This window comes from Kitasatospora sp. MBT66 (assembly GCF_000710405.2).
In the GTDB taxonomy this organism is placed as follows: Bacteria; Actinomycetota; Actinomycetes; order Streptomycetales; family Streptomycetaceae; genus Kitasatospora; species Kitasatospora purpeofusca.
Window position 1 is genome coordinate 404773 of record NZ_JAIY01000008.1, and the last position, 14190, is coordinate 418962.

Here is a 14190-nt window from a genome sequence, read left to right on the forward strand (position 1 = left end):
CACGGCCGGTACGGGGGGCGCTTTCGTCGTTGGGGCAGGGATCAGAGGGGGCCGAAATCTCCCGCCCGAACGGCGGCGACGAAGGAATGCCAGGCACTGGCCGGGAAGGTCAAGGCAGGTCCGTGCGGGTCCTTAGAGTCGCGCACAGGCACGGCACCCGGCAGGCCGTCGCCCACCTCGACGCAGTTCCCGCCGTTCGTGCTGTGACGGCTCTTCCTCCACGTCACATCAAGGTCACTCGCCCTGTTCATCTCTTCAGTTCCTCCACTCGCGCGCCGATCAGCTCGGCCGACGCCTCTGGCGACAGGGCAACCGCCCTGAGCAGATCATAGGCGCGCCCCGCCTCGACAACCTCGATAGATTCGAGCGCCAAACGCCCTTGCGAGAAGCCGTCAACGTAGAGGACATCGGGCTGTTCATCGAAGGACATAACCGTGAACGGGCCGGCGAGTCCAGGGTGAGCAACGACGCTGGCCGGTACCACCTGAATGACCGTCCGCGGCTGCTGGCCCGCATCGAGGAGACGTTCCAACTGCTCGATCATGATCTGCGCTCCGCCTATGGTCCGCAGCAGTGCCTGCTCGTCGACCACGAACCAGGCATGCGGGGGCACCTCCCGCTCGAACAGCGCCTGCCGAGACATCCGAGCCGCCACCAGGTCGTCAAGGTTGTCCGGCCGTACGGCTGTGAGCATCGCGCGCGCATACCCTTCCGTTTGCAGCAGCCCCGGAACAATCTGGCTCTCGAACACTCGCATGGACTTGGAGTCGTGTTCCAACTGGACGTACGGCAGGAACCATGACGGGTAGGCGTAGCGCAGCACCAACGGCAGCAGCCTGCCAAGGTGGCCGCCCGTCGCGAACACCACATCGAGATCCCGAACGAGATCCTCAGTGGGCACGCGCTTGGCCGACTCCAGATAGCTGATCATGGCCTGCGTGGTGTGCGCCTCCCGGGCGAGCGTGCCCTGAGACCAGCCGCGTTCCGTCCGAAGCCGAAGGATCTCCGAACCAAGAAAGGCCAGCAGCGACGAAGTTGGGTCCGGCGCGTCAGTCTCGACGGTCACGCGACCAGCTCCTATAACTCTCCGGGTGTTATAGCTCGACTCCTGGTGAGCGTAGCGGCAAGTGACGATCCTTAGAACACAGCGAGGACGTACGGAGCGCTACAGCACCAACGGAGACGCATTCATGACGGATCATCAGACTTTTGGGTCGGACACCTTCGGGCACCCGCCGGTGGTGGAGGACCGACACATGAGGCCGTGCACCTGCGGCCAGTGCAGCAGCGGAGCACCGATCCCCGACCTCTCCGCGCTGGCTCCGATGTTCTCGAACGGCGACCCGACCCAAAGCGCGCACAAGCCTCTCGCCAACCCCTACGACGCGCCGCGCGGCGCGCTCGTGTACGACGTGCTGACCGGTCGCCTCGGGGTGGTGATGGAGCGAGCTGGGCGCACGGTTCACCTGCGTCCGGAGGCGGGCGGATGCGAGTGGGAGACCGATGTCCGGTTCATCGAGCGCCCTCCCAACCGCACGCGGGCAGAGGCGCCCCGTCCGCTCGTCGACATGGTGGAGCAGCCCAACGTCGAGGGCACCCGAACGCTCGACCGCTCCGATCTCCCGCCCCCGGCTTCCGCCGCGTGACCTTGTGGGTCGTCACGCGGCGGGCCCGTCGGCACCGGCCCCCAAGCCGGTGGTGGCACCGTCCGGCACGGGCAGCCTCCCCGGCGCCCAGCCCCGCGCCGGACTCCGCACACGTCGCTGCCTGGCGTCTGCGGCAGCCGCCCGCTTCCCACAGCGGGCGGCAGAGCTCCAGCGCACGCCCCAAGGTGGCGCCGCGCTGGAACGCGCTCCGGAGTCTCGTCATGGTTCCTCCGTGGAGCGCGAAGTCCCTGCCGGCCAACGTCGGGAGCCCGGCCGGCAGGGACACCCCTCGATCACCCGCCCCACTCGTCGCGTGACAAGCAACGTGCGGGGCGGGACCAACCTCCGGCCTCCTGCGCGGCCGGCGGGGTGCACCACCCCCCTCGCCACGGTGACAAGTCCTGGACGGCTTGGACGACCGTGGCGAGGGGGCGCTCGTACCGTCCGCCTACTCATATGGACCATCCCCATGACAGCACTCCCCACGGAATCTCGGATGAAGCCGATCCCTCGCCAGCGTGAGCCGACGCGCGCCGAACGCGAGGAGCTGATTAGGCGCTACCGGGAAGGCGCCACCATGGACGCTCTCGCCCGGGAGGTCGGCCGCTCCGACGACTGGCTGCGCCCGCGCATGCAGCTCTGGGGCGTTCACATACGAGGCCGGTCCGAGTCGCAGCAACTGCGCTGGAAGCGACACAACGCGGCCAGGCGCGCCGCCCCGTAGGAGCGCGCGGCCAGGCAACGGCGGGACACCCCGCCCCCATGGCTCCGTCTGCAGGTGCCGCACAAGCGGCAGTGCGGGCGGGCGGCGGTGCTGCCAGTCGCGCCGCCACGCGTTCGGCCAACCGGCCGAACGGTCCTGTGCACCAAGCCCATTGGAGGAACAATGTCCGACCTCTACACGCTGCCGGAGGTCACTTCCGGCCTGTTCGTGCGGCAGTGCGGCGGCAACCTGGAGAGCGAGAGCGAGACCTGCGTCTCGCTCGCCGCGATCCCGGGCGCCGCGGATGGGTTCGCCATCCGTGACAGCAAGGAGGAGGGAGCCGGCCGCGAGCTGCGGTTCTCCGCCGCCGAGCTCGACGCGTTCGCCTGCAGGTGGGTCGCCGACCGGGGTCTCGCGGCCTGACGTCCTAGGCTGACGCACCCATGAACACGGAGGTGCCTGCCCCAAACTCAACTTGGGGCAGGCACCTCCTCATTGGAGGATAACCCGTGAACTTCACTGGCCACTGGCACGGGTACGGCCCCTGGATCGGCACGAACACCCAGTACCACACAGAACACCTGCGCCGACCGGCCCCGATCGACACCGAGTGGCTCAAGTCGCAGAAGAAGACACCCGACCCGCTCGCCTTCACGCCCTTTGAGCGCAGAACCATCCCGCCCACCCAGACGGGGCACTACCTGCTGCGCCGGCCCGCCGACCTCGCCGATCGGACGTGGAAGGAAGTCGATCCGGCGGTGAACTGGCTCGTCACGACCTACCAGTCGACCCCACCCGAGCAGCGGCGGGACAAACGGGCGGTCGACGCCGGTCTCGACATCAAGACCCAGCAGGCTCGCACGGACATCACCAACGGCGTGGACGTCGTCTGGTGCTACTACATCCCCGGCGAACGGATGATCAACTTCGCGATCATCGCCTGCCCGAACCGCCACCTCCCCGAAATTGCATGCCCACTCGGACTGTGAAAGGAGACTGTTCGATGTCCCTCTCAGAGCTGCTCGGGCAGGACGCCGAGTCACTGCTCGCCGAATGCCCCACCGGCCCCACGTTGTACCACCGCAAGGGGTCCGAGCTCGATCACCGGGTCACCCTCGAACTGATGACGACCCACATCGATCACGGTCTGCTGACTCCCTCGTACACCGCCGCGGTGAAGGACGGACGTGCCGTTCACCCCGGACGGTTCTCCCAGGACGGGGAGATGACCCCCGGCAAGATCCGCGCTCTCTTCGACGACGGGCACACGATCCACCTGCGCGAGATTCAGCGCACCGTGCCGTACCTCGCGGAGCTCTGCCGGGCCATTCAGGCTGAGACCCGCTACTCCCTGTACGTCTCCGCGATCATCTCGCCGCCGGGGAGCCAAGGACTCAACCACCATTGGGACCAGTTCACCGCGGTTGTCGCACAGTTGCACGGACGCAAGGTCTGGCCCATCTGGCGCCCCGAGGTCGAGCTGCCTACCGCGAGGCACCTCACCTCACCGGACATGTGGACGCCGGAGATGCAGCAGCGCTGGGACACCACTGGCCCGGCCGCCGAGTACACGCTCAATCCGGGCGACACACTCGTGCTGCCCCGCGGGTGGGTGCACAAGCCGCACGCCGTCGGCGATGACACCAGCTTTCACCTGACCTTCGCCCTCCGGGAGCGGACCCGTCTGGATCTTGCGCGGGCGCTGGTCGAGACACTGTTGCCCAACGCCGGCTTCCGCGCTGGGCTCGCCCCCGCCTCCCTGCAGGACGCAGCCCTTCCCGGGACCCTGCAGGACGTCCGCGATCAACTGGTCACGCATCTCGCCCAAGCCGACATGGGCCACGCGGCCGGCACCGTCAGCCCGCTACTGACCTGACGGCGCCCGGCCTGCGGCCCCGCCCGGTTCGTCCGGGCGGGGCCTTTCAGTCTCCGGCCGGCGGCGCGACCACGCGCGACCCACGGCCCCACTCGGTCTCAATGAGCCCACGCTCACGCAGCGTCGCCACCGCCCGCCGTGCCGTCTCGCGTGCCACGCCGAACCGCGCACACAACTGGTGCTCCGACGGAATGGAGTCGCCCGGCGCGTACGTGCCCGTCCGAATTTCCGCGGTCAACTCCTCAACGATCCGCATGTATGGGGCGGTCGACCTGTACGGGGCATCCGGACTCTCAGCCATACGCCGAGCGTAGACAACACTCAATTGCCCGACCACTTAGACAAGCAGACCACCTAGACAAGCTAGACAAGTGGCTACTACCGTCGAAACAGAAAGACCCCCGATCGGCTGGCACCGCCCGGGGGTCCGGCCCTAGCTTCGTGGAGCTAAGACATGCATCAGATTATCGGCTGGCTGCTCAGCCGCGTTCGAACCCTGCTCGCCCCCGGCACTGGCCAGCGGGCCCGCCGCCCCCAACACCGCACAGCCCTTCGCGAGACTGCACTCGCATTGATCACCCCACCTCCGACCCCCGAAGCGACCCACTTGCCCGCTGCAGGTCTGCGCCGTGAATCGCCAGCGCACCACCTGCAGCGCGAGGAACCGATCGGGGGAACCCTGGTCCGCCCGTACGTCGATCGCGACGCGTGGCGCCGCGAGCTCGACGAGATCCAAGCGGCGTACGAAGCCAGCCAGCTGGAAGTCCGACGAGCCGCAGCTGCTGCGGCGGCCGCGGGCTACCCCGACCCCGGGTACACCTACCCGGGCGCGCACACCCTCGCTGGGGCGGTGGCGTGATGGCACGCGGGTTCATCAAAGACCTCTCAGACGGCACCCGGCAGGGCAACACACGCGGCCTGCTGAAGTGCAGGGCGAACGGGTGGCAGATCATCAACCATCAGCGTCACGGCGTGTGGCACGCTCCCCGAGTACCCAACGACCCGAGCCCGTGGACTGATGGCGTGACCCGGTACCGCGCGCTGGACTGTTGGGCGGTACCCCTCCACCGCCCCGGTACCCGCCCCGCCCGGTAGATGCACCGTGAAGCCCCCTCCCGACCCGGGGAGGGGGCTTCCGCGTTCCCAAGGTGCCCCGGGCTGCTTCACCACGTCAGGTAGACCGTAGCGCGGCTATCAACCTAACTACCTGCGGACAGCCACCCGCCATGACTATGATCAGGGCTAAGCAAGAGTCACCTTCCTCGCACTCTACTTGACCACCGAGCGGGGCTACTCGGCCTCCTACGCGGGGCTGGTCGCCTCGCTGTTCGGCCTGGGCTCGGCGGTCGCCTCGCTCGTCGCCGGGGTGCTGAGCGACCGGATCGGACGGCGGCCGACGCTGGTCGCCGCGCAGCTCGGTACCGCGCTGTTCACCGCGGTGCTCGGCTTCACCGACGGCCAGGTGGCCATCGCGGTGGTCGCCTTCCTGGTCGGCTTCTGCAACAACGCGACCCGGCCCGCCACCTCGGCGATCATCGCGGACATCGTGCCCGCCGAGGACCGGGTCCGCGCCTTCGCACTGAACTACTGGGCGATCAACATCGGCTTCGGCCTCTCCGCGGCGGCGGCCGGCCTGATCGCCACCCACGGCTACCTCACGCTCTTCCTGCTGGACGCGCTGTCCACGGTGGTCTGCGCGGTGGTCATCTTCGTCCGCATCCCCGAGACCAGGCCCGACACGCCCGCCGTGACCGCGGACGGCCCGAAGGCGCGGCCGACGATCGGCCTGGCCGCGGTCTTCCGGGACGCCCGCTTCATGGCGGTGGTGGTGCTCAACCTGCTGCTCGCCCTGGTCGCCCAGCAGGGCTCCACCACGCTGGCCGTGGACATGGGCCGGTCCGGCATCACCGCCACCCAGTACGGCCTGGTGATCGGCCTCAACGGCCTGCTCATCGTGGTGCTCCAGATCCCGGTCACCCGGTGGATGGAGGGCCGGGACCGGACGGCGCTGCTCGTCGCCAGCGCGCTGTTCATCGGCTGGGGCTTCGGGCTGACCGCGCTGGCCGGCTCCTCGGCCTGGTTCTACGCCTTCACCGTCGCGGTCTGGACGCTCGGCGAGATCCTGAACGCGCCGACCATGATGGGCCTGGTCGCCGAGCTGTCGCCGGCCGAGGCGCGGGGGCGCTACCAGGGCGTGTACTCGCTCTCCTGGTCGCTCGCCTCGTTCCTCGGGCCGGCCGCCGGCGGGGTGCTGCTGGAGCGGGCCGGCAGCGGGGTGATGTGGGGGGCGTGCGCGGTGCTCGGCACGGTCGCCGCGGGCGGCTACGTCCTGCTCGGCCGGCGGCCGGGGGCGGCACTGGCGAAGTCGGACGTGGTGGGGACGGGAAAGGGAACGGTGGGGACGGGACCGGGAACGGTGCGGGTGGTCCCGGCGGAGACCGCCGAGCCGGAGCGGGCCGCGACGGGCGGCTGAGCCCGCACGGCCGGGCCGACTCTCCGGCCCGGCCGTCGTCGGCCCGCTACTCGGCGGCGGGCGCCGCCGCCGCGGGGTCCGGGACCGGACCGGCCAGGTGGGCGAAGGCCGCCAGGTTGCGGGTCGACTCCCCGCGCTTGGTGCGCCACTCCCACTCCCGCCGGATCGCGGTGGCGAAACCCAGCTCCAGCAGGGTGTTGAACGGCTCGTCGGCGCTCTCCAGCACCGTGCCCAGCAGCCGGTCCACGGTGTCCGGGGTCAGCGCCTCCAGCGGCAGCCGGCCCGCGAGGTAGACGTCCCCGAGCCGGTCGACCGCGTACGCCACGCCGTACATGCGGGTGTTGCGCTCCAGCAGCCAGCGGTAGACGGCCTCGTGGTTCTCGTCCGGGCGCCGGACCACGAAGGCGTTGACGGAGAGGGTGTGGTCACCGATCCGCAGCGCACACGTGGTGCTCAGCTTCCGGGTGCCCGGGAGGGTCGCCACCAGGGTGTACGGGTCGGCAGCGGCCGGCTCCCAGGCCACCCCCGCCCCGTCCAGGGCGGTGCGCAGGAGGGTCAGGGCCTCGTCCTTGGTGCGGAATGCCATGGGGCTGACGTTACTCGGGAGTACGGCCGCGCGCAGCAGCGCGGGTCGGGCCGGGTCCGGCGGCGGGCGGCCCGCCGGTCGCCGCCCGCGACCGGCGCCACTGCTCCGCTCAGGCGAGCAGCCGACGGGCCCCGGTCAGCCGGCCGGCCGGGCGGGCCAGGGTGCCGGCGTACACCTCGGCGGTGGTCGCGGCCGCGGTGTCCCAGCCGAAGCCGGCCGCGTGCCGCGCCGCCGCGGCGCCCCGCCGGCCCACCAGCTCCGGATCGACGACGTACGGCTCCAGCGCCCGCGACCAGTCCGCCGGGTCGTGGCCGTGCACCAGGGTGCCCGTCACGCCGTCCCGGACGGCGACCGGCAGGCCGCCCACCGCGGCCGCGACCACCGGTGTGCCGCAGGCCTGCGCCTCCAGCGCGACCAGGCCGAAGGACTCGCTGTAGGAGGGCATCACCAGCGCGGTCGCGGCCCGGTACCACTCGGCGAGCATCGCCTGGCCGACCGGCGGGTGGAAGCGCACCACGTCGCCGATACCCAGCTGGGCGGCCAGCTTGTGCAGGCTCTCCGGACGGGCCATCCCGGTGCCGGACGGACCGCCGACCACCGGCACCACCAGCCGCTCGCGCAGCTCCGGACGCCGCTCCAGCAGCACCGCGACCGCGCGCAGCAGCACGTCCGGGGCCTTCAGCGGCTGGATCCGGCCGGCGAAGAGCAGCACCGCCGCGTCGGCGGGCAGTCCCAGCCGGGCCCGGGCGGCACGGCGGGCCTCCGCCGTGCCCGGGGCGCCCGCCCCGCCGGGGCGGAATACGTCCAGGTTGACCCCCGGGTGGACCACGGCCAGCTGCTCGGGGCGGGCCGCGTAGAAGCGGGCCAGCTCGGCGGCCTCCTCGGTGGTGTTGGCGATCAGCCGGTCGGCCGCCTCCACCACCTGGGTCTCGCCGATCACCCGGGCCGTCGGCTCGGGGGTGTCGCCCTCGGCCAGCGCCGCGTTCTTCACCTTCGCCATGGTGTGCATGGTGTGCACCAGCGGGACGCCCCAGCGCTGGGCGGCCAGCCAGCCGACCTGGCCGGAGAGCCAGTAGTGCGAGTGGACCAGGTCGTAGTGCCCGGGCCGGTGGCCGGCCTCGGTGCGCAGCACACCGTGGGTGAATGCGCACAGCTGGGCCGGCAGGTCCTCCTTGACCAGGCCCTCGTACGGACCGGCCGTGACGTGCCGCACCAGCACGCCCGGGGCCAGCTCCACGGTGGGCTCGTCGTCCGAGCAGATCGACCGGGTGAAGACCTCGACCTCGATGTTGAGCGCGGCCAGGCGCTTGGCCAGCTCCACGATGTAGACGTTCATGCCGCCCGCGTCGCCCGTGCCCGGCTGGTGCAGCGGGGAGGTGTGGACACTGAGCATGGCTATCCGGCGCGGGCGGCGCCGGCCGGCCTGGACGAGCGACTGGAGCCGCCCGCGCGCGGGCGTGGCCGGCTGGGCACGGCGTACCGAACGGACGGGGTGCTGGATCACCTGGCTGAAGCCTCCTCGTGTGCTGCCCGCCTCGCAGCCCTTGCCTGCTGCCTGTTCCTGCTGCCTGTTTCCTGCTGGTCGGGTGTGTGCGCCGCCGCCCGCGCCGCCCGGCCGGGACGCCCGCCGGGGCGCGCGTCGGCCTGCCGCCCCGTCCGGGCACACATCACCACCAGTCTGCCAACCACGCGATCGGTGACCCGCATTCCCGGGTCGCCGGACGAGATGGCCCGCGTGGCGCCCGCGTGGCCGGGCGCCGGTGCCCGCGTGCCCGGTCCGGGCCCGGTCGCGGGGTGCCGCGGGGCCTTTCCCGGGGCGCCCGGGGCCCGCCCCGGGACGGGCCCGCCGTCCGGTCCCGGCCGGGCCCGTACCCTGAGGGACATGGCCGCCTCCTCCTTCGATTCCGCGACCGCGCCCGCCCGCGGACCGGCCCGGCGGCCGGTGGGCACCGTGACCCGCGGCACCACCAACACCAACCGGCTGCGGCGGATGGACCGCTGGATCGCCCACACGCTCGGACCCGCGCTGCGGTCCGCCGACCGCCCGCCGACCGCCGTCGACCTCGGCTACGGCGCCGCCCCGTGGACGGCGGTCGAGCTGTCCGGGCGGCTGCGGACGGTACGGCCGGACGTCCGGGTGGTCGGGATCGAGATCGAACCGGCCCGGGTCGCCGCGGCGCTGCCCTACGCGGTGCCGCCGCTGCTGACCTTCCGGCGCGGCGGCTTCGAGGTCCCGCTGGACGGCGGCGGGTCGGCCCAGCTGATCCGGGCCGCCAATGTGCTGCGCCAGTACGACGAGTCCCAGGTGGCCTCGGTCTGGGAGCGGCTGTGCGCCCGGCTGGCGCCGGACGGGCTGCTGGTCGAGGGCACCTGCGACGAGATCGGCCGCCGGCACGTCTGGGTGGCGCTCGGCCCGGAGGGGCCCAGGACGGTCACCTTCGCGGCCCGGCTGGGCGGCCTCGACCGGCCGTCCGACCTGGCCGAACGGCTGCCGAAGGCGCTGATCCACCACAACGTGCCGGGCCGGCCGGTGCACGCGTTCCTCCGTGACTTCGACCGCGCCTGGGCCGCGGCCGCGCCCTACGGGGCGTTCGGGGCCCGGCAGCGCTGGGTGGCCGCCTGCACCGCGCTGGCCGGGGCCTGGCCGCTGGTGGACGCGCGCGGCCGGTGGCGGCAGGGCGAGGTCACCCTGCCCTGGACGGCCCTGGCGCCGTAGCCACCCTGGCGGTGGCCGGCCTGGCACCGTGGCCGCCGGCGCCCCTCCCGGCCCCGCACCCCCGACCAGCGGCTCACGGGCGCCCGCGAGCGAGTCCACGGATTCACTCGAACGAGTTATCGAATATCTCTGGCGTGTTGACGCCCCGTCACGCCACCATGGGGGCACCCGATCGGTACCTCACTCCTGCCCCGTCAGCCCCAGCTCCTGTCCGACGCCGGCGAAGACCTCGTACATCTCCGCCCCGAACAGCACGAACCGCACCTCCTCCGGCCCGTCGTCGCGCTCCGCCACCACCGCCGCGACGGTCCCGAGCGCGATCCTGGCCGCATCCGCCGGCGGCCACCCGAAGATCCCGGCCGACACCGCCGGGAAGGCCACCGTGCGCGCGCCCAGCTCCGCCGCCACCCGGAGCGACTCGCGGTAGCAGGAGGCCAACAGCTCCGCCCGCTCCTCGTACTCGTCCGCCAGATGGACCGGCCCCACGGTGTGCACCACCCAGCGGGCCGGGAGGTCACCGGCCGTGGTCGCCACCGCCCGCCCGGTGGCCAGCCCCCGCCCGTACTGTGAGGCCCGCAGCTCGCGGCACTCCGCCAGAATCCGCGGTCCGCCCCGGCGGTGGATCGCACCGTCCACCCCACCACCGCCCAACAGTGAGGAATTGGCGGCGTTCACCACCACGTCCACCTGCTGCGCCGTGATGTCACCCTCGACCAGGGTGATGCGCGTCACCATGCCACTGCCCCTCTCCCGAACCGGCCCGGCGCCCGCTCCACGGGCCACCGTCGGCCTCCCCGCCTCATCCGTCACACTGCCACCGGCACGGCACGAGCCACAACGGCACCGGCCGACCGGAGAAATCCCCGGAGATCACGTTATGGTCGCGAGAAGTTCCCCGACGCAGGGTGCCGAGCGGGCACTGCGGACGGACCTCGGCCGTTACGCACTCGGGGAAAGGGAGGATCAGTCGATGCCCGCAACGGGAGACGGGCGGGCACCTGGTGCCACGGGCTCGCCGGGCGCCCAGGGCGGCGCCCGTCCCGGGCACGCCCAGGACCGGTCCGCCCCCGCAGCGCCCGCCCACGGCTGCGCGCCGGACCGCGCCCCGGCGCCCGGGCAGCACCCGGCCCGGCCACCGGAACGCCGGGCGGACCGTCGGTCGGACCGCCCCACCAGGGCCACCGCGCCGATACCCCACCCCCGGTCGAAGGCCGCCGGCCAGGCGCCGACCACCGGACCGGCCGCTCCTCCCGCCACCGCCCCGCTCAAACTGCTGGTCATCGAGGACGACGCCACCGACGCCCAGCTGCTCAAGGCCGCGGTGGCCGACAGCGGCGCCCCGATCGAGATCCACTGGACCCGCGGCCTCGACCAGGCCTTCGCGCTGCTCGCCCCCACCTCCTCCGGCTCCCGCCGCAGCCGCTCGCGCGGCGGCGACCCCGGCCGCGGCGGCGACTTCAGCTGCGTCCTGCTCGACCTCGCCGCCCCCGCCGACCTGCCACACCCCTCCGATTCCTCCGACGGTCTGGAGGGCCTGCACGAGCTGCTCCGCCGGGCCCCGCACACCGCCGTCGTGGTGCTCACCGACGCCGCCGGCGCCGAACTCGGAGCGGCCGCCGTGGCCGCCGGCGCCCAGGACTTCCTGATCAAGAACGAGACGGACGGCCCGCTGCTCGCCCGCGCCCTGCGGTACGCCGTCGAACGCAAGCGCGCCGACGAGTCGCAGCGCCGGCTCGTCGAGGCCGAGCTGCGCGGCCAGGAGAACGCCCGCCTCCAGCGCCACCTGCTGCCCACCCCGCTGCTCGACGGCGCGAACCTCTCCTTCACCCGCCGCTACCGGCCCGGCCGCCGCCGCGCCCTGCTCGGCGGCGACTTCTACGACGCGGTCCGCACCGACGACGGCACCGTGCACGTGGTGATCGGGGACGTCTGCGGCCACGGCCCCGACGAGGCCGCGCTCGGGGTGGCGCTCCGGATAGCGTGGCGCACCCTGGTCTTCGCCGGCCTCACCGGCGAGACCCTGCTGACCACCCTCCAGCACGTCCTGGAGCACGAACGGCGCAGCGACGAGATCTTCGCGACGCTCTGCATGCTGGTCATCGAGCCGGCCGACGCCGGCACCCCCGGGGCCGTCGAACGAGCGCGGCTCTACCTCGCCGGCCATCCCCCGCCGCTGCTGCTCGGCCAGGACCACACCCCGATCGGGCTCCCCTCCGAGCACGCCGGCCCCGCCCTCGGGCTGCTCCCCTGCGACGACGGTCAGGCCGTCTGGCCGTCGCACACCTTCGAGCTGCGCCGCGGCTGGCGGCTGCTGCTCTACACGGACGGACTGATCGAGGGCCGGATCGGCGCCGGTTCGCGCCGGCTCGGCCAGGACGGCCTGGCCGAGCTGATCGGCGACCACCAGTCCGCTGGGCTCACCCGGGGGCGGCTGGTCGACAGCGCGATCGCCGAGGTCGAGGAGCTGAACGGCGGCGCGCTGACGGACGATGTCGCGGTGCTGCTGCTGGAGCGCAACCCGGCGCAGCTGATCCTGGGCTGACGAGCAGGAGCCGGGCAGCAGGAAGCCGGGCAGCACGGAGACGGACAGCACGGAGACGGACAGCACGGAGCCCCGGTGTCCGGGCGGGTGGACCCGCCGGACGACCGGGGCTCGGCCGTTCCCCTGACTGTGAGCGCCGGGAGGGCTACCAGGGCCCGTACGGCCCCATGTTGCGCTGGTCGCCCCGGCCGCCGCCCCGGTTGGTGAGCGCGCGGATCGCCGGACGGACGTCCACCACGTAGACGATCGCGGCGACCAGGCCACCCAGGGTGAGGAAGCTGGTCATGAAGTTGGCGCCGAAGAGCAGGTCCAGGCCGAAGGCGACACCGAGGATCGCCAGCCAGAAGCCCTTGGTCTTCTTGTCGGCCGCCCGGTACCCGTCCTCCGGGCGGGTGGCGGCGTCGACCAGCGCGAACAGCTTGTAGCCCAGGATGGCGACGGCCAGCCACCAGAACGGGTTCAAGTAGTCCAGGATCAGAATCTGGGCCACTCCGCCCATCACGGCCTCCTCTGCGTCTCGCTGCGGCACACCTGCCCGCCCATCCTGGCACGGCGCACGGTGCACCACGGGGTCAAACGGCCCGGCGGCACCCGACGTGCCCCGGGGTGCCGGGCCTGCGGCCCGGCCCGCGCGGAGCTACTCGGCGCTCTTGCGGGACCGGCCGCGCTTCGGGGCGACGGGCGCTTCGTCCTCGACCAGCTCGCCCTCGACCAGCTCTCCGGCCTCGGCGGACTCCGCGTCCACCCGCTCGGCGACGGCCTCGCCCGCAGCGGCGGCGTCGGCGTCGGCGCCACGGCCCCGGTCCACCGCGACCTTGCCGCGCTCGGCCAGCTCGTCGTAGGTCTCCTTGGCCTTGACCGCCAGCTCGACGGCGCGGCCGACCTGCTGCAGGGCGAAGCTCTGCGCCTTCTCCTGCAGTGCCTTCAGGTCGGTCGGCAGGGCGTTCACCGAGCCGCTGACCTTGGCCTGGGCGTCGACCAGCCGGGCCTGGGCCTCGGCCAGCGCGGCGGTGGCCTTCTCCTGGGTGCCCTTGCGGTCGGCCGCGAGCGCCTCGACCCGGCCCGGCACCTCGCGCAGCTTCTCGTAGGCGAGGTCCCCGGCGCCGGCGAGGGCGTAGAGCGGGGTCGGGTCGGTCAGGGTCTTCTTGATGTCGTCCGTGATCGGCATGGCCGGTCCTCCCGTGATGTTTAGGGTGCCTCGCCCCGGTGCTCGTCCGTGCTCCCGCCCACGCCCCCGGCCTGGTCCGTCGCCGGCTCCTCCGCCGCAGCCTTCACCGGGTCGGCGCCGGACGGCCGTCCGGCGGCGTTCTCCTTGAGGAAGGCGTCGTAGACCGCGAGCAGCGCCTGCTTCTGCTGCTCGTTGATCAGCGGATCGGCCAGGATCGAGGCCCGCAGTTCCAGGCCCTCATCCCGCCGTTCCTCCAGGATTCCGGCCTGGACGTAGAGCGTCTCCGCCGAGATCCGCAGCGCCTTGGCGATCTGCTGCAGGATCTCCGCGCTCGGCTTGCGCAACCCTCGCTCGATCTGGCTGAGGTAGGGGTTGGACACGCCGGCGGCCTCCGCCAGCTGCCGCAGCGAGTACTGCGCATTGCGCCGCTGCTCGCGGATGTACTCGCCCAGCGGGCCGACGTTCAGTGAGGCCATGCGG

At 72.5% G+C, this 14190-nt stretch carries 17 protein-coding genes and 1 pseudogene; 9 read left to right on the forward strand and 9 right to left on the reverse strand.

Annotation, left to right across the window (positions count from 1 at the left end; genetic code table 11):
- Nucleotides 1-41: 41 nt before the first annotated feature.
- Both BI06_RS46625 and BI06_RS23175 read right to left on the reverse strand, forming a co-directional pair.
- Complete coding sequence (locus tag BI06_RS46625) at nt 42-251, reverse strand: DUF397 domain-containing protein (protein WP_082558622.1); 210 nt, start codon at nt 249-251, stop codon at nt 42-44.
- Nucleotides 248-1066, reverse strand: coding sequence for a helix-turn-helix transcriptional regulator (locus tag BI06_RS23175; protein ID WP_043471040.1), 819 nt, complete (start codon nt 1064-1066; stop codon nt 248-250). Before BI06_RS23175 ends, BI06_RS46625 begins: the two co-directional genes overlap by 4 nt.
- Nucleotides 1067-1190: 124 nt before the next feature.
- Here BI06_RS23175 and BI06_RS23180 point away from each other — a divergent pair, with 124 nt between their 5' ends.
- The 5 genes from BI06_RS23180 (at nt 1191) to BI06_RS23200 (ending at nt 4225) form a co-directional block, all read left to right on the forward strand.
- Nucleotides 1191-1646, forward strand: coding sequence for a hypothetical protein (locus BI06_RS23180; RefSeq protein WP_043471043.1), 456 nt, complete (start codon nt 1191-1193; stop codon nt 1644-1646).
- A gap of 496 nt (nt 1647-2142) precedes the next feature.
- Nucleotides 2143-2370: a hypothetical protein gene (locus BI06_RS23185; RefSeq protein ID WP_043471047.1), complete on the forward strand. Its 228-nt coding sequence runs from the start codon at nt 2143-2145 to the stop codon at nt 2368-2370.
- A 162-nt stretch (nt 2371-2532) separates the two neighbouring features.
- Entirely contained in the window at nt 2533-2772 is a 240-nt protein-coding gene (locus tag BI06_RS23190; protein WP_043471050.1) for a DUF397 domain-containing protein, read from the forward strand.
- 86 nt (nt 2773-2858) lie between these two features.
- Nucleotides 2859-3338, forward strand: a complete 480-nt coding sequence (locus BI06_RS23195) for a hypothetical protein (RefSeq protein WP_043471053.1) — start codon at nt 2859-2861, stop codon at nt 3336-3338.
- 14 nt (nt 3339-3352) lie between these two features.
- A complete protein-coding gene (locus tag BI06_RS23200; RefSeq protein ID WP_051741635.1) occupies nt 3353-4225 on the forward strand; it encodes a JmjC domain-containing protein in 873 nt (290 codons plus the stop codon).
- Nucleotides 4226-4271: 46 nt separating this feature from the next.
- Here the strand turns inward: BI06_RS23200 and BI06_RS23205 are convergent, their stop codons facing one another.
- Nucleotides 4272-4526, reverse strand: a complete 255-nt coding sequence (locus BI06_RS23205) for a winged helix-turn-helix domain-containing protein (RefSeq protein WP_051741748.1) — start codon at nt 4524-4526, stop codon at nt 4272-4274.
- 153 nt (nt 4527-4679) lie between these two features.
- Between BI06_RS23205 and BI06_RS23210 the strand changes: the two genes are divergently transcribed.
- Both BI06_RS23210 and BI06_RS23215 read left to right on the forward strand, forming a co-directional pair.
- Nucleotides 4680-5084, forward strand: coding sequence for a hypothetical protein (locus tag BI06_RS23210; protein ID WP_043471059.1), 405 nt, complete (start codon nt 4680-4682; stop codon nt 5082-5084).
- A gap of 411 nt (nt 5085-5495) precedes the next feature.
- Nucleotides 5496-6698 (forward strand): annotated as a pseudogene (locus tag BI06_RS23215) (MDR family MFS transporter); the annotation flags it as partial.
- Nucleotides 6699-6744: 46 nt separating this feature from the next.
- Here the strand turns inward: BI06_RS23215 and BI06_RS23220 are convergent.
- Nucleotides 6745-7284 (reverse strand): YbjN domain-containing protein, encoded by a 540-nt coding sequence (locus BI06_RS23220; protein ID WP_051741638.1) that lies wholly within the window; start codon nt 7282-7284, stop codon nt 6745-6747.
- Between the two features lie 109 nt (nt 7285-7393).
- Nucleotides 7394-8785: a D-inositol-3-phosphate glycosyltransferase gene (gene mshA, locus BI06_RS23225; RefSeq protein WP_043471481.1), complete on the reverse strand. Its 1392-nt coding sequence runs from the start codon at nt 8783-8785 to the stop codon at nt 7394-7396.
- Nucleotides 8786-9166: 381 nt separating this feature from the next.
- On the opposite strand from mshA, the gene BI06_RS23230 reads away from it, so the two are divergent.
- Nucleotides 9167-10000 carry a methylase gene (locus BI06_RS23230; RefSeq protein ID WP_030393717.1) on the forward strand — a complete coding sequence of 278 codons (834 nt, stop codon included), beginning with the start codon at nt 9167-9169 and terminating at the stop codon, nt 9998-10000.
- A gap of 180 nt (nt 10001-10180) precedes the next feature.
- Here BI06_RS23230 and BI06_RS23235 read toward each other — a convergent pair whose 3' ends face one another.
- Nucleotides 10181-10732, reverse strand: a complete 552-nt coding sequence (locus tag BI06_RS23235; RefSeq protein WP_037779831.1) for an O-acetyl-ADP-ribose deacetylase — start codon at nt 10730-10732, stop codon at nt 10181-10183.
- A 238-nt stretch (nt 10733-10970) separates the two neighbouring features.
- On the opposite strand from BI06_RS23235, the gene BI06_RS23240 reads away from it, so the two are divergent.
- Entirely contained in the window at nt 10971-12542 is a 1572-nt protein-coding gene (locus BI06_RS23240) for a PP2C family protein-serine/threonine phosphatase (protein ID WP_030393715.1), read from the forward strand.
- Nucleotides 12543-12687: 145 nt separating this feature from the next.
- On the opposite strand, the gene BI06_RS23245 is transcribed toward BI06_RS23240, so the two are convergent.
- From BI06_RS23245 to BI06_RS23255, 3 genes are all read right to left on the reverse strand, one after another.
- Nucleotides 12688-13041, reverse strand: coding sequence for a DUF2516 family protein (locus BI06_RS23245; protein WP_030393714.1), 354 nt, complete (start codon nt 13039-13041; stop codon nt 12688-12690).
- A gap of 138 nt (nt 13042-13179) precedes the next feature.
- Entirely contained in the window at nt 13180-13710 is a 531-nt protein-coding gene (locus tag BI06_RS23250) for a hypothetical protein (protein WP_037779798.1), read from the reverse strand.
- 20 nt (nt 13711-13730) lie between these two features.
- On the reverse strand, nt 13731-14186 hold the full coding sequence (locus tag BI06_RS23255; protein WP_037779797.1) for a helix-turn-helix domain-containing protein: 456 nt from the start codon (nt 14184-14186) through the stop codon (nt 13731-13733).
- Nucleotides 14187-14190: the final 4 nt, after the last annotated feature.